Here is a 19,141-nt window from a genome sequence, read left to right on the forward strand (position 1 = left end):
TCGGTCCCGGAAGGTCGGTGTCGTCATGAAAGATGAAGGGCGGCGCGGCGGGGCGGACGCCTTGTCCCGGCGACTCCTGCTGTCAGAGCGCCGGGCATGTAATTCGATGGATGATCGCGAGACAGGTCATCTTGCGCGGCCTTATAGGCGCGCGACTCGCGATGGTCCAGAGGCAGCGGGCGCGCAGGTTGGGGGGCGGAAATCCACCGCCCCGACGGGATCTTGCGCCGGTTCCCGCCGATCGGGTCCCGGGGCGGTGGCTGGACGGCGGGGATCGGCGCAGGACGCGGGCCGGTTGTGGCGGTCGCATGCCGGTTTCGGGGCCTTCGCGCGAAGACCTGGGCCGGAAGCCGCGGTTCGTGGTTGGTGCTGTGTAAAGGCGCCGCCCGTGGCGCCGCACCATGCTGCAAGGACGCTGCCATGCCCCGCGATACCAACGAACTGCCCCACGCGATGCTCTACGAGGACGTGTCGTCTCCGCGCCTGATCGCCGCCCGCCGCAGCGGCGGCTTCCTCGCCAGCCTGCTGGTCGGCGTGCTGATCGCGCTGGGTCTTATCGTCGGCATCAGCCTCCTGCGCACGACCGAACCGGTCGCGCCGCCCCCGGGCGGCACGTCGGCGCTGCTGGAGTGACGTGCGGGCCGGGCTCAGGCCGATGCCGGCACCTCGTGCGGCTGCAGCCCCGCGGCCGGTGACTGCGGCGCCGGGTGATGCAGCGGGACGGGGATATGCGCGATGCGGCGTTCGCGCATCCGGGCCTGCAGCCGGATCGTCATGGCGCCAAGGCCGGTGACGATCCAGAAGCTCTGGATCATCAGCGACGCGAGGTTGAAGTCATGCACGAGCGAGACCGTGACACAGACGGCCGCGATCGTGTTGAGGCCGAAATAGAGCATGCTGTCGCCCGAGATGGCCCTGGCCGACAGCATGGCGTAGCTGCCCGCGTAGAAGAGGAAGCCGATGACGCCGAGGCTGCGGGAAAAGTCGGCGAAATCCAGTCCGGCAAGCGGATCGGGCATGAAACGATCCCCGTTCATGAAATGCATCTGGAGTTTTGTCGGGTCTTTCAGCGCCGGAATTCAGTTGGCGCGATGACGTGACGGTAGCAGCGAATCGCCCTCCGCGGCACGGTGGAATTCCTGACCCGCGGACTGTGGGCCTCACGCCGAGAAGAGCGTGCCCACGACGTAGGCGATTCCCGCCGCCGCGCCCCCGATCAGCAGCGTTTCCGTGCCCGATCGCCACCACGGCGCCAGGGACCAATGGCTCTTGTAGGCGCCGATCCCGAAGAAGGTGACCAGCGTCAGGACCGTCGCCAGTTCGAAGGCGCTTGCCAGGGCCAGCAGGAAGGGCAGCAGAGGCACCATCCCGGCGGCGAGGAAGGCGCCGAAGGTCGCCAGCGCCGCGCGCATCGGGTGCGGGTCATGCGCGCTGAGACCGTGCTCTCCGTCGAGCAGAAGCGCGATCCAGCGGTCGCGGTCCTGCGTGACCTGGTCGGTCGCGGCTTCGAGCGTGTCGCCCGAGAGCCCCTTGTCGGCCAGCGTGGCGCGCAGCGCGGTGCGGGCCTCGGCGGGGTCGCGGTCGATCCGTGCCGCCTCGAGGCCGCGCAGGCGGGCAAGGTCGTCGTGCTCGGCCTTGGTGGCCGAGTAGTTGCCGGCGGCCATGGAAAAGCCGTCGGCCAGCACGTTGGCGAACCCCAGCGCGAGGATCACGAAGGGCGAGAGCCCCGCGCCCGCGACGCCCGCGACGATGGCGAAGGTGGTGACGGAGCCGTCGATGGCCCCGTAGACGATGTCGCGCAGGTGGCCGTGCCCGTCGCGGCGCGGCGGGGCTGGAGTGTCGGTCTTGCTGGGTTCGGTCATGGCATGTCCCTGGCTGGGCACAGCCTCGCAGGCCGGGGCCCGCGCGGCCATGAGCCATGTCAAGATCGGGCTACTTGCCCGAGGTCTGCACGAGGCCCGACAGCGATGTGCGGATGATCTCCCGCACCGAGGGGCGCTTGCGGCGGGCGAAGGGCAGGGGGCGGCAGACCTCGATCGCGGCGACGCCGACGCGGGCGGTGAGCGCCCCGTTCATCAGCCCCTCGCCGAAGCGCCGCGAGAGCTTGGCAAGGATGCCGCCGCCCAGCACCGGCTCGAGCATGTCGTCGGCCACGGCCACCGCGCCGGTCGCCACGAGGTGCGACATCACCGCCCGCAGCAGCCGCCAGCTGCCCAGCGTCCCCGAGCGTCCGCCGTAGATCTCGGCAATCCGCCGGATCATGCGCACGTTGGCCGAAAGCGCCGCCACCACGTCGGCCAGCGCCAGCGGCACCAGTGCGGTCACGGCCGCCACCTGCCGGGCCGCGGCCTCGACCTCGCGCCGTGCGGCGGCGTCGAGCGGGGCCAGCAGCTCGGTCTCGGCGACGCCCAGCAGGCCCGAGGCATCGAAGACCTCGGCCTCGCGCTCGCGCAGGCGCTCGCGCCCCCAGCGGGTGTCGTCGCGGCCCTTGTAGAGCGCCGCGAGATCGCGCGTCACGGCGCGCGCGGCCTTGAGGTCCTCGCCCGCGAGCGCCGCGTCGGCGGCGCGGTGCAGCGCGTCGACGCGCTTGAGCCGCGAGATGACGGCGATCTCCTTGACCACGATCATCACCACGACCAGCGCGAAGAGCGCCATAAGCGCGGTCACCGCCCAGCCCAGCCAGGGCACGGAGGCCACGAGGTCGGTCACGAAGCGCCAGGCGGCGATCGAGACCAGCGTGCCCACCAGCATCCCCAGCAGCGCCCAGAACCAGCGCGCCAGCCGCGACGAGCGGCGCGAGGTGAGCGCGGCGACGGTGGTCATCGCCTCGCCGCGCGGACCGGGGCTTTCGGGGTCGGGGACGGGCGGCGCCTCGGACGGGGTCTGGCCCGGAGCAGACTCGTCGAGGTCGATGAGAACGGGGCCCTTGCGGTCACTCATGGCGCGGCCTTTCCTGCGGCGTGATCCGGGGCGGCGACGGCGTGGCCTCGGCGCTCCCAGCGGTAGTGGACGTCGGGCAGCCCTTCGTCGTTGTCGCGGCCGTCGCCGAGATGCACCTCGGCAAAGCCCGCGCGTTCGTAGAACCGCCGCGCGCCGCTGTTGGCGGCAAAGGTCCAGAGCTCGAGCCGGTCGCAGGCCCGCTGAGCCTCCCCGATCAGGGCTCGGCCCAGCCCGGTCCCGCGCGCGGGACCGGCCACGAAAAGCGCGTGCACATAGGCCCCCTCGCGGGCGAGAAAGCCCAGCGGCGCGCCTGCGGCGTCCTCGGCCACGGTCACCCATCCCGCGTCGATCATCCGACCGGCGTGGGCGATGTCCTGCGCCCCGCTGTGCAGGCGCGGCTTCCAGGCGCGCTGGGCGACGGCCTCGGTCATCAGCGCGCCGAGCGTGCCGGCATCGGTCGAGCGCGCCGGGCGCAGGCGCGCGGTCACAGCCGGTCTCCGATCAGCACCTGCGCGGCCCGGTCGAGCCGGATGTGCGGCGGGCCCTCGCCGGGCTTCAGCGTCAGCGGCGCGGGCGCGAAGCGCATGATGGAATAGTCGCCGTCGAGCCAGGCCTTGGCGCCGTCGCGCGCGGGCCGCAGCAGGTGGCCCGGGTCCTCGGGCAGCTCGCCGGGATGGAAGGCCGCCTGCCGCCCGCGCGTGCCGTCATCGTTGAGCAGCGTGCCCCGCACGCACTCCAGCGCCTGGCCCTGGTGGGTGATCGTCTCCTCGACGGTGGCGCGCAGGGCGGCGATGGACATGGCCTGCGTTTCGGCGCCCGAGAACTGCGCGCGATCCGCGGCCTCGCGGGTGAGCGCCTGCATGACCCCTGTCAGGCGTGCGTGCTGGGTGTGGTGCAGGTGATCGGCCTTGGTCGCGGCGAAGAGGATCTTCTCGACCCGCTTGCCCATCAGCACCTGCCGCAGGAAGGCATTCGATCCCGGCCGGAAGGCGCCGAGGATCTCGGCCATGGTGCGGCGCAGGTCCTCGACCGCGGCGGGCCCGGCGTGGATCGCCCCCAGCGCGTCGACCAGCACCACCTGCCGGTCGATGCGCGAGAAATGATCGCGGAAAAAGGGGCGCACGATCTCGCGCTTGTAGGCCTCGAACCGCCGCGCCATCTCGTCTGCGAGGCTGCCAGCCCCGCGCGAGAAGACCGAGCGACGGCGCCCCTCGCCGGTGTCGGGCAGGGGCGCGAAGGTCAGCATGGCGCTGCCTTCCTTCTCGCCCGGCAGCAGGAAGCGCCCGGGCGTGCAGTCGGAGTAGCCCGCGTCGCGCGCCCGGTGCAGCGCCGAGGTGAAGCTGGCGGCGAGCGCCTTGGCGCGCGTTTCCTCGAAAGGTCGTGCGGCGTCCTCGTTGCGGGCCATGGCAAGGAACTCGGTCGCGCCGGGGCGCTCCTGCATCCGCGCCAGCGTCTCCGCCGACCATTCGGCATAGCTCTTGTCCATGAGCCCGAGGTCGAGCAGCCACTCGCCGGGATAGTCCACGATGTCGACATGCACCCGCCGCGCGCCCGAGAGCCCCGCCAGCAGTCCCGTCGGCCGCACCTTGAGCGAGAGCCGCAACTGGCTGATCGCGCGGGTGCTGTCGGGCCAGTGCGGCGTGCGGGCGGTGAGCGCGCCGAGGTGCGTTTCGTAGTCGAAGCGCGGCATGGTGTCGTCGGGCTGCGGCTGCAGGAAGGCGGCCAAGATTCGCCCCTCGGATTCCGCCGCGAGCTGCGGCATGCGCCCCCGGTCGAGCAGGTTCGCCACCAGCGAGGTGATGAAGACCGTCTTGCCCGCCCGCGACAGGCCGGTGACGCCAAGCCGGATGACCGGCTCGCCAAAGGTGCCGCTCAGCGAGTCCGTCACGTTCTCGACGCCGCGTGTCAGCGTGTCGGCGATGGTTCCGATGACCAAGGATGCCCCCTTGTTTCCGTTGACCCCTAGATAGACCCGGCAGCGCGGGCTTGCCAGAGGGGGCGGCGGGATGGACGCGGGCGCGGCCATTGGCTAAGGGGCTGACATGCCCCGATACGCGCTCTTGGTGGAATACGACGGCGGGCCCTTCTCGGGCTGGCAGCGGCAGAAGGATCAGCCCTCGGTGCAGGGCGCGATCGAGGCCGCGCTGGCGAAACTCGAAAAGCGCGACCATTCCATCGCCGCCGCCGGGCGCACCGACGCGGGCGTGCATGCGCGCGGGCAGGTGGCGCATTGCGACATGGAAAAGGATTGGGACCCTTTCCGCCTGTCCGAGGCGCTGAACTTCCACCTCAAGCCGGCGCCGGTGGCGATCCGCGCCTGCGCCCTTGTGTCCGGGGACTGGCACGCGCGCTTCTCGGCGGTGGAGCGGCGGTATGTCTTCCGCCTGCTGATGCGCCGCGCGCCCGCCACGCTCGAGGCGGGGCAGGTCTGGCGGGTGATGAACCCGCTCGACGTCGCGGCCATGCGCGAGGGTGCGGTGCACCTCGTCGGGCACCACGATTTCACGACCTTCCGCTCGACCATCTGCCAGGCCGCCTCGCCGGTGAAGACCATGGACGAGATCCGCATCGAGCCCGCGGAAACGGGCGCCGGCCCCGAGGTGCATTTCTTCCTGCGCGCGCGCAGTTTCCTTCACAACCAGGTGCGCAGCATCGTCGGCACGCTCGAGCGGGTGGGCGCGGGGACCTGGGCCCCGGAGGATGTCAAACACGCGCTCGAGGCCCGCGACCGCGCCGCCTGCGGCCCGGTCTGCCCGCCGCAGGGGCTCTACCTCGACGGGGTGGGCTACCCCGACGATCCCTTCGCCTGAGCCGCCGCTTCGGGGCCCAAAAATTGCGCGCGGCCCCGGATTCCCGCTTGCACCGAGGCGAATCCTCGGTATGAGCGAGGCCATGACTAACGCGCTTCGCATCCGACGAGCCTGAGCTCTTCCATCCCGCGCCCCCAACGGGCGCGCCGCCGACGCGTGTCATACTACCCCCGCAAACTTGACTCGGCCCCTGCCGCTTGGCACCTATCGGGCTTCCTGAGAAAGGATACGACCATGATCCCCGCCGTCCTGCCGACCTACAACCGCGCGCCCCTGCACTTCGTGAAGGGCGAAGGCTCCTGGCTGGTCGAGGAAGACGGGCGCCGATTCCTCGATCTCGGGTCGGGCATCGCGGTCAACGCGCTGGGCCACGCCAACCCCGACCTCGTCGCCGCGCTGACCGAGCAGGCGAACAAGCTCTGGCACGTCTCCAACCTCTACGAGATCCCCCAGCAGGAGGCGCTGGCCGAGAAGCTGGTCGCTTCCAGCTTCGCCGACACGGTCTTCTTCACCAACTCGGGCACAGAGAGCTGCGAGCTGGCCGTCAAGATGGCGCGCAAGTACTGGTTCGAGAAGGGCCACCCCGAAAAGGTCGAGATCATCACCTTCTCCGGCTGCTTCCACGGCCGGTCGACCGCGGCGATCGCCGCCAGCGGGTCCGAGAAGATGGTCAAGGGCTTCGGCCCGGTGCTGCCCGGCTTCCGGCACGTCGACTGGGGCGACCACGACGCGCTGCACGCCGCGATCAACGAGAACACCGCCGCCATCCTCGTCGAGCCGATCCAGGGCGAGGGTGGCATCCGCCCGCTGCCCGACCAGTGCCTGCAGGGTCTGCGCAAGCTCTGCGACGAGAAGGGTGTGCTGCTGGTCCTCGACGAGGTCCAGTGCGGCATGGGCCGGACCGGCCGGCTCTTCGCGCATGAATGGGCGGGCGTCGATCCCGATATCATGATGGTCGCCAAGGGCATCGGCGGCGGCTTCCCGCTCGGCGCGGTGCTGGCCACCGAGGAGGCCGCGACCGGCATGGTCGCCGGCACCCACGGCTCGACCTACGGCGGCAACCCGCTGGCGTGCGCCGTGGGCGCGGCGGTCATGGACCGCGTCGCCGACCCGGATTTCCTCGAGGACGTCAACCGCCGCGCGGGCCTGCTCTCGCAGAAGCTCGAGGGTCTCGTCGCCGCGCACCCGGACGTCTTCGAGGGCGTTCGCGGCCTCGGCCTGATGATCGGCCTGAAGTGCCGCAAGGCGCCCGCGGATCTCGTGAAGGCGGGCTACGACGCCGGCGTCATCACCGTGCCCGCGGCAGACAACGTGCTGCGCCTGCTGCCCGCGCTCAACATCACCGATGACGAGATCGCCGAGGCCGTCTCGCGTCTCGACGCCGCCGCCACCGCCGTCGAGGCCGCCTGAGAGGCATCTTCTGGCTGCAAGTATCCCGGGGTGAATGCGGCGCAGCCGCAGAGGGGCAGCGCCCCTCCACCGCCCCCACAGAGTGAAGACGACCGACATGAACCACTTCCTGGACATCCACAAGACCGACCCGGCCGACCTGCGGGCGATCATCGACGGCGCCAAGGCCGTCAAGGAGGCCCGCAACGGCCACCCCAAGGCCGCCCCTGACCAGACCCTGCCACTCAAGGACCGCATGGTCGCGCTGATCTTCGAGAAGCCCTCGACCCGCACGCGCACCTCCTTCGACGTCGGCGTGCGCCAGATGGGCGGGCAGACCATGGTGCTCTCGGGCAGCGACATGCAGCTCGGCCACGGCGAGACCATCGCCGACACCGCCCGCGTGATGTCGCGCTACGTCGACATGATCATGATCCGCACCTTCGACGAGGCGGTGCTCGAGGAGATGGCCGAATACGCCAGCGTCCCGGTCATCAACGGGCTCACCGACCGCACCCATCCCTGCCAGATCATGGCCGACGTGCTGACCTTCGAGGAGCACCGCGGCCCGATCGCCGGGAAGAAGGTCGTCTGGGCCGGTGACGGCAACAACGTCTGCGCCTCCTTCCTGCACGCGGCCGGGCAGTTCGGCTTCGATCTGACCTTCACCGGGCCGGTGCAGCTGGACCCCGAGATGGAATTCGTCGGCTGGGCACGCAACAAGGGCGCCACGATCACCGTCGAGCGCGATCCGGTGAAGGCGGTCGAGGGCGCCGACCTCGTCGTCACCGACACCTGGGTCTCGATGCACGACGCGCAGAGCGCCAAGGAGCGGCGTCACAACATGCTGCGGCCCTACCAGGTGAACAAGAACCTGATGGAGCACGCCAAGCCCGACGCGCTCTTCATGCACTGCCTGCCCGCCCACCGCGAGGAAGAGGTCACCTCCGAGGTGATGGACGGCCCCAACTCGGTCGTCTGGGACGAGGCCGAGAACCGCCTGCACGCGCAGAAGGCCATCATGCAGTGGTGCCTCGCCGGCTGATACCGCGCGGGGCAGGGGGCGGTCAGGCCGCCCCGACCGCCTTGCGCACCATGTCCCAGTAGATGTCCGCGACCTCCTCCTGCGAGAGCCGCCCGCCGGCGCGATACCAGGTGTTCACTCCGGTCAGCATCGCGATGAGCGCGTAGGAGGCGAGCCGCGTGTCCGGGCACCGAGAAGACCTCCGCCGCCTGGCCGTCGCGCAGGATCTCCTCGAGCGCGCCCTCGTAGCGCTTTCGCAGCCGCTCGATCACCGCGAAGTTGTCGGGCTCGAGGTTGCGAAGCTCCATGTAGGAGACGAAGATCGCCTCCGGCCGGGCAAGGTTGAAGCGGATGTGGAACCGCACGAAGCGTTCGAGCCGTGCCATCGGCGCACCGTCGCGGGGCTCCTGCTCCCACTCGGCCAGCAGTTCCTGCATGTGCCCTTCGAGCAGCGAGAAGAGCAGCGCCTGCTTGTCCGGCGTGTAGTTGTAGAGCGCGCCTGCCTGCACGCCGACCTCGCGCGCGATCCGGCGCATCGAGACCGCGGCATAGCCGTGCTTGGCAAAGAGCCGCAGCGCCGCCTCGCGGACCCTCGGCCCGGTGATGTCGGAATGCGATCCCGCGGTACGTGCCATGCCTTCATGATTATCTGAACGTTCGTTCATATCAAGCGCCGCGCTTGCCCCGGGCGCGCGACTGCGGCATGACGGTGACAGACCGGACGGACGAGGACCGATGCGCCCAACGCCCCTTCTGCTTGCCGCTGCGCTCCTCGCGGCCTGCACGCAGTTCCCCGAGCTTGACGCCACGCAGACGCCGGGCGTCGCGACCGCGCCCTATCCCGACCTCGTGCCGCTGGACTGGCTGACCGATGCGCCTGAACCCCGCGCCACGCCCGAGATGCGCGCCGGGATCGAGGGGCGCGTCGCCGGACTGCGGGGCCGGGCGGCGCGATTGCAGGCATCCGAAGTGATCCCGTCCTCGGTTCGGGCCCGCATGGAGGCCGGTGTGCGCTGGCCCTATTGAGACCTTGGCACTTTGGCACTAAGCCCGAACCCCAGTGCAACAGCCAAAGGAGCCCGCCCCATGTCCGATCCCCTCCGCCTAGGTATCGCGGGCCTCGGGACCGTCGGTGCCGGTGTCGTCAAGATCGTCCGCGAGAAGGCGGCGCTGCTCGAGGCGCGGGGCGGCCGCCCGGTGGTCATCACCGCCGTTTCGGCCCGCAACCGCGACAAGGATCGCGGCGTGCCCATGGACGAGTACGACTGGGAGGACGATCCGGTCGCCCTGGCGGGGCGTGACGACGTCGACGTGCTGATCGAGCTCATGGGCGGCAGCGACGGGCCGGCCAAGGCCGCGACCGAGACCGCGCTGAAGTCGGGCAAGGACGTGGTGACGGCGAACAAGGCGATGCTGGCGCACAACGGTCAGGCGCTGGCGGAACTGGCCGAGGCCGAGGGCCGCGTGCTGCGCTTCGAGGCGGCCGTCGCGGGCGGCATTCCCATCGTCAAGACGCTGACCGAGGGGCTGGCCGGCAACGACATTCAGCGCGTCATGGGCGTGATGAACGGCACCTGTAACTACATCCTGACGCGGATGGAAAGCGCGGGGCTGACCTATGAAGAGGCCTTCGCCGAGGCGGATTCGCTGGGCTTTCTCGAGGCCGACCCCGAGCTCGACGTGGGCGGCATCGACGCGGGCCACAAGCTCGCGCTGCTGGCCTCGATCGCCTACGGCACCCAGGTCGCATTCGACGCGGTCGAGCTCGAGGGCATCGGGCAGGTCACCATCGAGGACATCCGCCAGGCCGCCGACATGGGCTACAAGATCAAGCTGCTGGGCGTCAGCCGCATGACCGGCAAGGGGCTCGAGCAGTCGATGTCGCCCTGTCTCGTGCCTGCGAGCTCGCCGCTGGGTCAGCTCGACGGCGGCACCAACATGGTGGTGGTCGAGGGCGACCAGGTGGGCCAGATCGTGATGCGCGGTGCGGGCGCGGGCGAGGGGCCCACGGCCAGCGCCGTGCTGGGCGATGTCATGGACATCGTGCGCGGCACGCGCCTGACCACCTTCGGCGCGCCGGCAAGCTCGCTGAAGGAGGTCACGCCCGCCCGCGCGGCGACGCCCGCGCCTTATTACCTGCGCCTTGCGCTGGCCGACCGTCCGGGCGCGCTGGCCAAGGTCGCGACCGTGCTGGGCGAGGCCGGTATCTCGATCAACCGGATGCGCCAGTACGACCACGTCGACGAGACCGCGCCGGTGCTGGTGGTGACCCACAAGACCACCCGCGCCGCGCTCGACCGGGCGCTCTCGGCGCTGCCGGGCACCGGCGTGGTGCCGCAGCCGCCGGTCGCGCTGCGGATCGAGCAGGTCTGAGAGCGATACCACCGGCCCCCGCGGCCCGCCTCGTGGGCGGGGCGCGGGATTCCTGCGCGGCAGGCTGCCGCTGCGCGGGTCAGCGGCCTTGCCCTCGTGTCACGCGACGGGCTACACCGCGAGCAAAGCAAAACTCCAGAGGACAGTGCCCATGTCGACGCCCCAGGACTTCAACGACCGAATGCTTTCGCTGGGCCTTGCCCGCGTGGCCGAACAGGCGGCCATCGCCTCGGCCCGGCTGATCGGCCACGGCGACGAGAAGGCCGCCGACCAGGCCGCGGTCAACGCCATGCGCGACCAGCTGAACCTGCTGGACATCAAGGGCGTCGTGGTGATCGGCGAGGGCGAGCGTGACGAGGCGCCGATGCTTTTCATCGGCGAGGAAGTGGGCACCGGGAACGGCCCCGGCGTGGACATCGCGCTCGATCCGCTCGAAGGCACGACGCTCACCGCCAAGGACATGCCCAACGCGCTGACGGTGATCGCCATGGGGCCGCGCGGCTCGATGCTGAACGCGCCGGACGTCTACATGGACAAGCTCGCCATCGGGCCAAATTACCCCGAGGACACGGTGACGCTGGAAATGTCGCCCTCGGAACGCGTGACGGCGCTGGCCAAGGCCAAGGGCGTGCGTCCGGACGAGATCAAGGTCTGCCTGCTGGAGCGTCCGCGCCACGACGAGATCCTGGCCGAGCTGCGCAGCATCGGCGCCTCGATCCGGCTCATCACCGACGGTGACGTCGCGGGCGTCATGCACTGCGCCGAGCCGGACCTGACCGGCATCGACATGTACATGGGCACCGGCGGTGCCCCCGAGGGCGTGCTGGCGGCGGCTGCACTGAAATGCATGGGCGGCCAGATGTACGGCCGGCTGCTCTTCCGCAACGACGACGAGCGTGGCCGTGCCCGCAAGCACGGCGTCGAGGATCTCGACCGTGTCTACAAGCGCGACGACATGGTGACCGACCACGTGATCTTCGCGGCTACCGGGGTGACCAACGGCTCGATCGTGCCGGGAATCAAGCGCGTGCCGGGCTGGATCGAGACCGAGACCATCCTGATGCGCTCCAAGACCGGCTCGGTTCGCCGGGTGATCTACCGCAACCCCTTCGACTGAGCGCGCCGCCCGCCGGCGCCGTGCGTGGCCGCGACGGGGTTTGCGTATTTGGGAACAAGAAGAAGCAGGGGGGGCTTCGCGCCCTCCTTTTCGATTGGGAGACAGGCTCTTGGGGTATCTGGGTGTTGAACAGTCGCTGACCGGACGTCGGTGGGTGGGGCCGGGCGTCGAGCAGGAGCGCCTGGCGGAGGCGCTGGCGCAGCAGAGCGGATTGCCGGGGGCGCTGTGCCAGACGCTGGCGCGGCTGGGGGTCGATGGCGCCGATGCCGAGGCCTATCTAGAGCCGCGGCTGCGCGAGCTCCTGCCGGATCCGCGCACCCTGCGCGACATGGAGGCGGCGTCGCGGCGCCTGCTGCAGGCGGTGGAGCGGCGCGAGCGCATCGCGATCTTCGCTGACTACGACGTGGACGGGGGTGCCTCGGCGGCGCTGCTGCTGGACTGGCTGGGGCAGATGGGGCGCGAGGCGACGCTTTATGTGCCGGACCGTATCGACGAGGGCTACGGCCCCAACGTGCCGGCCATGCGCGAACTGGCGGCGCGGCACGACCTGATCGTCTGCGTCGATTGCGGCACGCTTTCGCACGAGCCCATCGCCGCTGCGGAGGGGGCCGAGGTCGTCGTGCTGGACCACCACCTGGGGGGCGAGACGTTGCCCGACTGCGTGGCGGTGGTGAACCCCAACCGGCAGGACGAGGATGGCGCGCTGGCGCATCTCTGCGCGGCGGCCGTGGTGTTTCTCGTGCTGGTGGATTGCGGGCGGCAGCTGCGCGAGGCTGGGGCGCGCGGGCCCGACCTGATGGGAATGCTCGACCTCGTGGCGCTGGCGACGGTGGCGGACGTGGCGCCGCTCAAGGGCGTGAACCGGGCGCTGGTGCGCCAGGGGCTGGCGGTCATGGGGCGGCGGGATCGGCCCGGGCTGGTGGCGCTGGCCGACGTGGCGCGGCTGGACACCGCGCCCTCGTCCCATCACCTGGGCTACGTGCTGGGACCGCGGATCAACGCGGGCGGGCGCGTGGGCCGCGCCGACCTTGGCGCGCGGCTTCTGGCCTGCGCCGATCCTCACGAGGCGCAGGCCATGGCCGAGCGGCTCGACGGGCTCAACACCGAGCGGCGCGAGATCGAGGAGGCGGTGCGCGCCGCCGCTCTGGCGCAGGCCGAGGCGCGCGGGCTGGACGCGCCGCTGGTCTGGGCCGCCGGCGAGGGCTGGCATCCCGGGGTCGTGGGCATCGTCGCCTCGCGTCTGAAGGAGCTGACCAACCGCCCGGCGGTGGTGATTGGCCTGGATGGCGCGGAGGGCAAAGGTTCGGGGCGCTCGGTTTCCGGTGTCGACCTCGGCGCCGCGATCCAGCGCCTGGCGGGCGAGGGGATGCTGCTCAAGGGCGGCGGGCACAGGATGGCCGCCGGGCTGACCGTCGCCCGCGACAAGCTTGAGCCTGCCATGACGCGACTGGCGGAGCTGCTCGCAAAGCAGGGTGCGGGGCTGGGCGGGGCGGCCGACCTGCGACTCGACGGCGTATTGATGCCGGGGGCCGCAACCTGCGAGCTTTGCGAGGAGATGGAGCGCGCGGGTCCCTTCGGTGCCGGGGCGCCGTCGCCGCGATTCGTGATCCCCGATGCGCAGATCGGCTACGCCAAGCAGGTGGGGTCCGGGCACCTGAAACTGTCGTTCGGGGACGGTCTCGGGGCCCGGCTGGACGCGATCTGTTTCGGGGCCTTCGACGGTCCGCTCGGGACCGAACTGAGCAACCACGCCGGGCGAAGATTCCACCTCGCCGGGCGACTCGAGATAAACGTCTGGAACGGCCGCAGGTCGGTGCAATTGCGGTTGGAGGATGCGGCGCCTGCCTGAGGTACGCCACACAAGGCGCTGTTATCCCGTTGTATTTCCTGTTCGGAGCGGGTTGCGGAAAAAAATCGGCCGGTTCGCGGATTTTTCTCAAAATTCTGCTTGCAGGGACCGCGGCCTTTCCCTAAAAGCGCCCTCACCGACACGGTATGGCCCGTTCGTCTATCGGTTAGGACGCCAGGTTTTCAACCTGGAAAGAGGGGTTCGATTCCCCTACGGGCTGCCACCGTGTCAGTAACTCCCTGACATTACGAACCGTTTCTTCCGAGTTGCCAACTTTGGTCCGGTGAGTTGTCAACTTCCGTTCCTGTTATGACCCTGCGCAGCTCCGCTGACCGGCTGTAGCGCGCGGTTTCGCCCTCGGTTTCGTGCCCGAGGATTGCCATGCGCTGTTCCGGCGCGGCGCCATTTTCCTTGAACACGGCCGCCCGGTGCTTGCGTATTCCATGGGCACTCAGATGCGGCAAACCCGCCGCTGTGCAGGCCCTCGAAAACCACTGGCCCGCGGCCTTTGGGGATCGGGCCGCGCCCGACCGAGTGGTGATCCAGGTCATGTGCTTTGGTGCGACCTCGAGGCACCGAGTAAGCTGTTCGTCAGGCTCGAACCATGCTGGGCCGCCAAGCATCGGGATCGCCGCCTCGGAGCCGGATTTGCCGCGGCGGTAGGTCAGCCATTCATCCCGCACCATGCCCGGTCCAAGGCGGCAGGCGTCGGCAATGCTGGCGCAGGTCCGGTGCATCACCTCGAAAGCGAGACGTTGGGCCGTACCGACCGGCCAGTGCGCGCGGAAGGCTGCCACGTCGTCGCGCGTCCAGGGCCGATGCCCGTCGCTTTGCGGCTCGGCCCGGCGGCGCACCTCGCGCGCTGGGTCGGTGTCAATGAGCCCAGCATCAAGCCAGAACCGGCACATGCCCCGCCATGCCTTGAGGCGGGCGTTGGCCGGGTGCGGCGGCAGCTTCGCGAGATCCTGCCGGATGTGCTTCGGCAGCAGCTCGGCCAAAATTGCGCGCCCGTAGTCGGTCTCGATCTTCTCCACGATCCGGCGGCGCGTGTTGCGCGTGTTCGCGGCCAGCGCGAGGAACTCGTCGGATGCGAGGTAGGCTCTACAGCCAGCGCTGATCGTTCCCGAGACATGCCGCTCTCCGGCCTTCGGCTGCCCTTTGAGGTGCGACAGGGCCTCGGCATATGCGCGCAGGAACTCCGCGCTGTCCGGGTCGGCGTCGGGCATCGGCACGCGCTTGTGGCCCTTCACACGGACGTAGTGGCGCGCCCGGCCGCTGGGCCAGCGCCCGCTTTGGCTCAGGTTCCGCAACCGAATATCTCGTCGCAAGAGTTGGGTGCCCTCGTGTCCTCGCGCGCAGTCAAAACGCGCAGCGTTCCGTCGCGCTCGATCCTGACCTCTGCGATTGCGAGTCCGCAAGCCTTCGCCGCGTTGATGGCGGCGCTGATGCGGGCCTCTGAGGGAGCGGTGGCGGGCATCAGTCGCGGTTCTCCTGATTGGGGTCGTCGCGCTTCCAGTCCGGCATCTCGCCCGCCAGGCTTATCCCGCAGAACACCCGCGCCGACGCTTCCTGGCCCTTGATGAGCCGGAAAGCGATCAACAAGACGAGGAACGGAATGGGCAGGAACGGTAGCGTGAAATAATCAAGCGCTCTCATCACTCATCCCCCTTGTTCGCCAGTTCCAGCAGAATGTCCGCGTGGCAGGGCCTGTCGAGCGGACACCAGCACGCGAGGTCGCGCCCGCGCAGCACGGTTTGCATCGCGAAAATCTCCTCGATGGGCGGTGCGCCGGCGAAGTTGTTCGAGGATGCCGCCCTCGCGCCGCGTGCCGGTAGAGATCCACGCACCGGGCTGCGTCGCCGTGCACGCTCACGCGGTAGGGGTGCCCCGACTTGGACGGCCGCGCGACGATCTCCGCGTCCGGGGGGCCGCGGCGCCAGGGGCGCTGGCGGGTCATCTGGATTCGGCGGGGCATGTCGTGTTCCTCTTGTCTCTGCACTTCATCGCCAGTTGACGCATGGTGATCTCGATCGCGCCGAACGCGACGGCCTTGGCACGCAGGCTGAGGCATATGTCGAAGTGCTCGTCAGACGTTCCGGCCTTCTGCAGCCACCGGCGCGACAGCCCGATCTGGTCGGCCATGTCGAGCAGATCGGCGGTGTTGTCCGCGATCATGTGCGACATCTTCATGCGGCCGAAGCGGCTCATGGGTGTGCTGTGCATGTCGTCGACGTAGACGGTCATGATGCAGATGCCTTTAGATCGATTCCGACACAAACGACTGTTAGTCTGCACCATCCCCGTGAGTTAGAGTGACCACACTCTGTGAGTGGAGTGAGTGAAACTTGGGCAAGTACAGCGAGATATTGTCTTCGCTGCCGAGTCGTTTGTAAATTTCGCGATACACCAGTTGAATTTGCCATCCGCTCCGGAAATGGCCTTGGCTCTTTCCGGAGCAATTGGCGAAAAATGCCCGCTTTCTCAAATGCCTTCGCATGGGCGATGAACATCTTAGCCTCTGTCATCGTCATTGCCGTCATTCCGTGATAGGGGTCGGAATTGCATCAGGGAGACGGGGAGCGAATTTTCAGGATCCCCTTGTTCTCGTGACCTGCTTCCGATGTCCCGGCGCGTCGGAACGGCGCGTCGGGAAGTTCCATTCTCCCTCATCATGGCTGCCCCCGCTTCTTCGCCTCGCGCGCAGCGTGCTCCAGGCGCGCGGTTGCCATGATCGTCGGCTTCAGCTCAGCCGGCGCGCTGTCGTATCCGCGCCCGAAGCGTCCGTTCAGGCGGGGCGCTAGGGCGACGGGGATGGGTTCCCAGTTCGACGGGTCGCAGTTGGTCTTGTCGCCGTCCAGGCACTTGAGGCGGTGGCCTTCCGGCACGGGCCCGTGGGTCTTTTCCCAGAGGTACTTGTGCTTGTGAACGGGACGGGTGGGCGCGCCCGTGTAAGGGTTCGTCTCATCGACGATCATGATGACGTAGCCGTCCTTGCTGTCGATCCGCTCATGCCCGGCGCCACGGTATGTGTGGGGCCGGTGACCCTTCTTGAACTGGGTGCGGGCGCTGTTCGGGTTGAAGGGCATCTGCTTGCCCTTGTTCCAGCTTTCCTGCCCCTGCTGGAAGCATCCGGTGCGGCCCGTCATCCAGCCCTTGCGCTTGCAGAGTGAGTTGAAGTTCGAGAGCGACACGTCGGGCCGATCCCAGACCTCGACGAACTCGGCGTGTGCCTCGCGACGCGGGCGCGTGCTGTTGTCGCGGATCCAGAACAGCTCGGCGTCGCTGTATTCGATCGCGCGGCCCTTCATTCCTGGCCTGCCTTTGCATTGCCGATCTGGGGCAGCATGGGCAGCACGCCCTGGCCGTGCTCGGCGAAGAGCTTGGCGGCCTTCAGCTGCAGCTCGGCGTTGCCGGTGATCTGGTCGGCGACCGAGACCATGGCGCCAGAGCGCTTGACCTCCTGCTCGATTTGCTCGGCGCTGAGATCGGGATCGTTCAGGCGCTCGAGCTGTTCGAAGAGGTGGTTGTTGAGATCGGTGAGCTTGTTCTTCACGGCACGTCTCCTGCCTGGTGACCATCACAACGCCCCGCCGTCGGGGCGCTGACATGGGCATCAGTGTTCCGCGGCGCGGCCGAACATCACCGGCAGGCCGGTGGCCTCGGCGATGCGGGTGGCGATTGCCTGGAACTCGGCCTGCCGGCGGTACTCGACGCGGCGCCAGACGAAGCCCAGCTTCAACCCGTCCGCGCGCGGCCGGAACCGGAAGCTGGCGGTGATGTCGATCGGCTCCTCGCCGGCAAAGAGCGGGATCTGCAGCGTGAACTGCGTCGGCACCTTGATGTCGCCCTTGGTGTGGGTCTCGGTCTCGTAGGTGATCGACCGTTCGCCGGTCTGCAGGCGCGTGCTGGACTTGAAGGCGACGCCCTGCGTGGCCTCGAGGTCGCGCGCGATCTCGATCATCACGGCGGGCTCGGGATCGACGATGTCGGCCGCGTTCTCGTCCAGGAACTCGGCGAAGGCCATCTGGTCGATGAACTCGTCCTGGATCTTGTTCCAGCGCTTGAACTCCTCGCTCTCGCGCAGCTTCAGCGTTGCCGTGTGCTTGCGCGCGCCGGGCGTCAACGCCGTGTCGGACTGGTTGTGATCGTGCCAGTCGAGGCAGGCGTGCACGGAGAGCGCATCGATGTCGGCGATCAGGACCGAGGCGCCGGTGCTGAAGCGGCTGGCGTAGATCGCGAGCGAGTCCGCGTCGTCGACGGTCACCCGCTGCAGGATGTACGGCGGCAGGCGATGGGGCGACGGAATTTCATTCAGCTGGAAGTCGGGCGGGGTGAGCGCGAAGCGCTTGCCGTGCTCGCCTTCGATGACCGGGTTCGCCATCCGCGCGGAGGTCAGGGCGACCTCGAGTGCGCTGCGCGGATCGTGGGCCGGCTCGGTTTCGTGGATTTCGGGCTGCTCGGGCATGGGTCTCTCCTGTGGTGAGCGGTGGGGTGGGTCAGTGCTTGTCGGGGTGGTGCTGCATGTGCAGGTTCAGCGCGTCTGCGATCTCGGCGGCTGCTCCCTCGTTGAGCCCGTCGCTGACCACGCAGACCTTGAAGCCCATCTTGAAGCCGGTGTCGGTCTTCGTCGGGCTGCGGAAGACGTTGCCGCGCTCGGCGTAGTATGTTCCGTCCTGCGGCATCGGTTGGCTCACTCAGCTGCCCGGTCGCGCCGGGCTTCCATGTCGTCGAGCCAGTCTTGCTGGTTCGGGTCGCGGCGGGTGAGCTGGGCCTCGTCGTTGAGGAAGTAGACGCCGGTGCCCATCTCGCGGCGGGGCTTCTTGGCGGTGATCTGCGGCACGCATTCGATCTGCCCGGCCTTGTTGACCTTGAACGGCAGCTTGACCGTGATCTCTCCGCTGTTCCCGGTGTCCTGGATCGCGGCGAGCACTTCGCTCATGCGCTCGTCGGCCTCGCGCAGCAGCTCGCCGCGGCGGAAGCTCTGCAGGAACTCGAGGAAGTTCAGTTCGTCTCTCGGCATCAGCCGCTCCTTTCGTTCAGTTGCCCCCGCCGCCTGCATCGGCCATGCATTTCCGGCGGCGGGGGATGCGCCCCTCGTGGGCGGCATTCAGAAAATCAGGGTGGAGAGACCGACCGCGAGAGCGCCGGTCACACAGCCGCCGAAGAAGGCCGGCAGGCGGGACGGCAGGCCGCGGTAGATCGCGCGGTCCTCGGCCATTTCGGCCTCGGTCATCCGGTCGCCGGTGTCGCCGCCGTGGCGGCGCAGGATCTCGTCCGGGGTGGCGTTCGTGTCGGACATCCGCAGGGCCCCGCTGCGCGTCGCGGGTGTTGCCGCGCGCAGCTGGCTCTGGATTTCGGTCTTCATGTCGGCATCGGTCATTGGGCAGGGATCCTTCCGGTCCAGGCGTCGAACTCTGTGCGCAGCACGGCGAAGCGCCGCCGCGCCTCTGCTTCGGTGTCGAGCTGGCGGCGGCTGTCGATCCGGCACCAGCTGCGCAGGTACTCGGCGGCGGCCGTGGCGCTGAACTGGCCATCGGGGAAGCCGCTGCGTTCCGCCGCGAAGCGTTGAAACTGCGCGTCGTTGCAGAGGATGCCGGCCTGCTGCGCGTGGGGGAGTTCGGTGAACGACATGGGCGCAC

At 69.1% G+C, this 19,141-nt stretch carries 24 protein-coding genes, 1 tRNA gene and 1 pseudogene; 9 read left to right on the forward strand and 17 right to left on the reverse strand.

Annotated elements, in window-relative coordinates; all coding sequences use genetic code 11:
- Window positions 1-420 precede the first annotated feature (420 nt).
- Window positions 421-633, forward strand: a complete 213-nt coding sequence (locus SALMUC_RS12515; protein ID WP_020039727.1) for a hypothetical protein — start codon at window positions 421-423, stop codon at window positions 631-633.
- 14 nt (window positions 634-647) lie between these two features.
- Here SALMUC_RS12515 and SALMUC_RS29785 read toward each other — a convergent pair whose 3' ends face one another.
- The 5 genes from SALMUC_RS29785 to SALMUC_RS12540 all read right to left on the reverse strand — a co-directional run bounded on the left by SALMUC_RS29785 (window position 648) and on the right by SALMUC_RS12540 (window position 4,876).
- Window positions 648-1,019: a CBU_0592 family membrane protein gene (locus SALMUC_RS29785; RefSeq protein WP_198014582.1), complete on the reverse strand. Its 372-nt coding sequence runs from the start codon at window positions 1,017-1,019 to the stop codon at window positions 648-650.
- A gap of 141 nt (window positions 1,020-1,160) precedes the next feature.
- Entirely contained in the window at window positions 1,161-1,862 is a 702-nt protein-coding gene (locus SALMUC_RS12525) for a VIT1/CCC1 transporter family protein (protein ID WP_020039725.1), read from the reverse strand.
- Window positions 1,863-1,932: 70 nt separating this feature from the next.
- Complete coding sequence (locus SALMUC_RS12530) at window positions 1,933-2,940, reverse strand: YcjF family protein (RefSeq protein WP_020039724.1); 1,008 nt, start codon at window positions 2,938-2,940, stop codon at window positions 1,933-1,935.
- Window positions 2,937-3,428 (reverse strand): GNAT family N-acetyltransferase, encoded by a 492-nt coding sequence (locus tag SALMUC_RS12535; protein ID WP_020039723.1) that lies wholly within the window; start codon window positions 3,426-3,428, stop codon window positions 2,937-2,939. Before SALMUC_RS12535 ends, SALMUC_RS12530 begins: the two co-directional genes overlap by 4 nt.
- Window positions 3,425-4,876: a YcjX family GTP-binding protein gene (locus SALMUC_RS12540; RefSeq protein WP_020039722.1), complete on the reverse strand. Its 1,452-nt coding sequence runs from the start codon at window positions 4,874-4,876 to the stop codon at window positions 3,425-3,427. The genes SALMUC_RS12535 and SALMUC_RS12540 overlap by 4 nt, the downstream gene beginning before the upstream one ends.
- A gap of 106 nt (window positions 4,877-4,982) precedes the next feature.
- Between SALMUC_RS12540 and truA the strand changes: the two genes are divergently transcribed.
- The 3 genes from truA to argF all read left to right on the forward strand — a co-directional run bounded on the left by truA (window position 4,983) and on the right by argF (window position 8,184).
- Window positions 4,983-5,750 (forward strand): tRNA pseudouridine(38-40) synthase TruA, encoded by a 768-nt coding sequence (gene truA / locus SALMUC_RS12545; protein ID WP_020039721.1) that lies wholly within the window; start codon window positions 4,983-4,985, stop codon window positions 5,748-5,750.
- 234 nt (window positions 5,751-5,984) lie between these two features.
- Window positions 5,985-7,160 (forward strand): aspartate aminotransferase family protein, encoded by a 1,176-nt coding sequence (locus SALMUC_RS12550; RefSeq protein WP_020039720.1) that lies wholly within the window; start codon window positions 5,985-5,987, stop codon window positions 7,158-7,160.
- A gap of 97 nt (window positions 7,161-7,257) precedes the next feature.
- Window positions 7,258-8,184 (forward strand): ornithine carbamoyltransferase, encoded by a 927-nt coding sequence (argF, locus tag SALMUC_RS12555; protein ID WP_020039719.1) that lies wholly within the window; start codon window positions 7,258-7,260, stop codon window positions 8,182-8,184.
- A gap of 22 nt (window positions 8,185-8,206) precedes the next feature.
- On the opposite strand, the pseudogene SALMUC_RS12560 reads toward argF, so the two are convergent.
- Window positions 8,207-8,798, reverse strand: a pseudogene (locus SALMUC_RS12560) (TetR/AcrR family transcriptional regulator).
- A 100-nt stretch (window positions 8,799-8,898) separates the two neighbouring features.
- Between SALMUC_RS12560 and SALMUC_RS12565 the strand changes: the two are divergent.
- From SALMUC_RS12565 to SALMUC_RS12585, 5 genes are all read left to right on the forward strand, one after another.
- Window positions 8,899-9,189, forward strand: coding sequence for a hypothetical protein (locus SALMUC_RS12565; protein WP_020039716.1), 291 nt, complete (start codon window positions 8,899-8,901; stop codon window positions 9,187-9,189).
- Window positions 9,190-9,249: 60 nt separating this feature from the next.
- Entirely contained in the window at window positions 9,250-10,536 is a 1,287-nt protein-coding gene (locus SALMUC_RS12570) for a homoserine dehydrogenase (RefSeq protein WP_020039715.1), read from the forward strand.
- Window positions 10,537-10,687: 151 nt separating this feature from the next.
- Window positions 10,688-11,653, forward strand: a complete 966-nt coding sequence (glpX, locus tag SALMUC_RS12575) for a class II fructose-bisphosphatase (protein WP_020039714.1) — start codon at window positions 10,688-10,690, stop codon at window positions 11,651-11,653.
- A gap of 109 nt (window positions 11,654-11,762) precedes the next feature.
- Window positions 11,763-13,502, forward strand: a complete 1,740-nt coding sequence (gene recJ / locus SALMUC_RS12580) for a single-stranded-DNA-specific exonuclease RecJ (RefSeq protein ID WP_037371867.1) — start codon at window positions 11,763-11,765, stop codon at window positions 13,500-13,502.
- A 148-nt stretch (window positions 13,503-13,650) separates the two neighbouring features.
- Window positions 13,651-13,725, forward strand: a tRNA-Glu gene (locus tag SALMUC_RS12585).
- Window positions 13,726-13,747: 22 nt separating this feature from the next.
- On the opposite strand, the gene SALMUC_RS12590 is transcribed toward SALMUC_RS12585, so the two are convergent.
- From SALMUC_RS12590 to SALMUC_RS12645, 11 genes are all read right to left on the reverse strand, one after another.
- Entirely contained in the window at window positions 13,748-14,728 is a 981-nt protein-coding gene (locus SALMUC_RS12590) for a tyrosine-type recombinase/integrase (protein ID WP_020039712.1), read from the reverse strand.
- Between the two features lie 250 nt (window positions 14,729-14,978).
- Window positions 14,979-15,158, reverse strand: a complete 180-nt coding sequence (locus SALMUC_RS12600; RefSeq protein WP_020039710.1) for a hypothetical protein — start codon at window positions 15,156-15,158, stop codon at window positions 14,979-14,981.
- A complete protein-coding gene (locus tag SALMUC_RS31110) occupies window positions 15,158-15,262 on the reverse strand; it encodes a DUF4326 domain-containing protein (RefSeq protein ID WP_245584702.1) in 105 nt (34 codons plus the stop codon). Before SALMUC_RS31110 ends, SALMUC_RS12600 begins: the two co-directional genes overlap by 1 nt.
- A 193-nt stretch (window positions 15,263-15,455) precedes the next feature.
- On the reverse strand, window positions 15,456-15,746 hold the full coding sequence (locus SALMUC_RS12610) for a DUF4031 domain-containing protein (protein ID WP_020039708.1): 291 nt from the start codon (window positions 15,744-15,746) through the stop codon (window positions 15,456-15,458).
- A gap of 425 nt (window positions 15,747-16,171) precedes the next feature.
- A complete protein-coding gene (locus SALMUC_RS12615; RefSeq protein WP_020039707.1) occupies window positions 16,172-16,810 on the reverse strand; it encodes an HNH endonuclease in 639 nt (212 codons plus the stop codon).
- A complete protein-coding gene (locus tag SALMUC_RS12620; RefSeq protein WP_020039706.1) occupies window positions 16,807-17,055 on the reverse strand; it encodes a hypothetical protein in 249 nt (82 codons plus the stop codon). The genes SALMUC_RS12615 and SALMUC_RS12620 overlap by 4 nt, the downstream gene beginning before the upstream one ends.
- A gap of 60 nt (window positions 17,056-17,115) precedes the next feature.
- Window positions 17,116-17,967 carry a DUF2303 family protein gene (locus SALMUC_RS12625; protein ID WP_021120326.1) on the reverse strand — a complete coding sequence of 284 codons (852 nt, stop codon included), beginning with the start codon at window positions 17,965-17,967 and terminating at the stop codon, window positions 17,116-17,118.
- A 31-nt stretch (window positions 17,968-17,998) separates the two neighbouring features.
- Window positions 17,999-18,196, reverse strand: a complete 198-nt coding sequence (locus SALMUC_RS12630) for a hypothetical protein (RefSeq protein ID WP_156883495.1) — start codon at window positions 18,194-18,196, stop codon at window positions 17,999-18,001.
- The gene (locus SALMUC_RS12635) at window positions 18,193-18,522 is read right to left on the reverse strand and encodes a hypothetical protein (protein WP_020038664.1); all 330 of its coding nucleotides are present in this window, start codon (window positions 18,520-18,522) and stop codon (window positions 18,193-18,195) included. The genes SALMUC_RS12630 and SALMUC_RS12635 overlap by 4 nt, the downstream gene beginning before the upstream one ends.
- Before the next feature lie 87 nt (window positions 18,523-18,609).
- A complete protein-coding gene (locus tag SALMUC_RS12640; RefSeq protein WP_020038663.1) occupies window positions 18,610-18,882 on the reverse strand; it encodes a hypothetical protein in 273 nt (90 codons plus the stop codon).
- Entirely contained in the window at window positions 18,879-19,133 is a 255-nt protein-coding gene (locus tag SALMUC_RS12645) for a hypothetical protein (protein WP_020038662.1), read from the reverse strand. Before SALMUC_RS12645 ends, SALMUC_RS12640 begins: the two co-directional genes overlap by 4 nt.
- Window positions 19,134-19,141 lie beyond the last annotated feature (8 nt).

The organism is Salipiger mucosus DSM 16094 (genome assembly GCF_000442255.1).
Classification (GTDB): Bacteria; Pseudomonadota; Alphaproteobacteria; order Rhodobacterales; family Rhodobacteraceae; genus Salipiger; species Salipiger mucosus.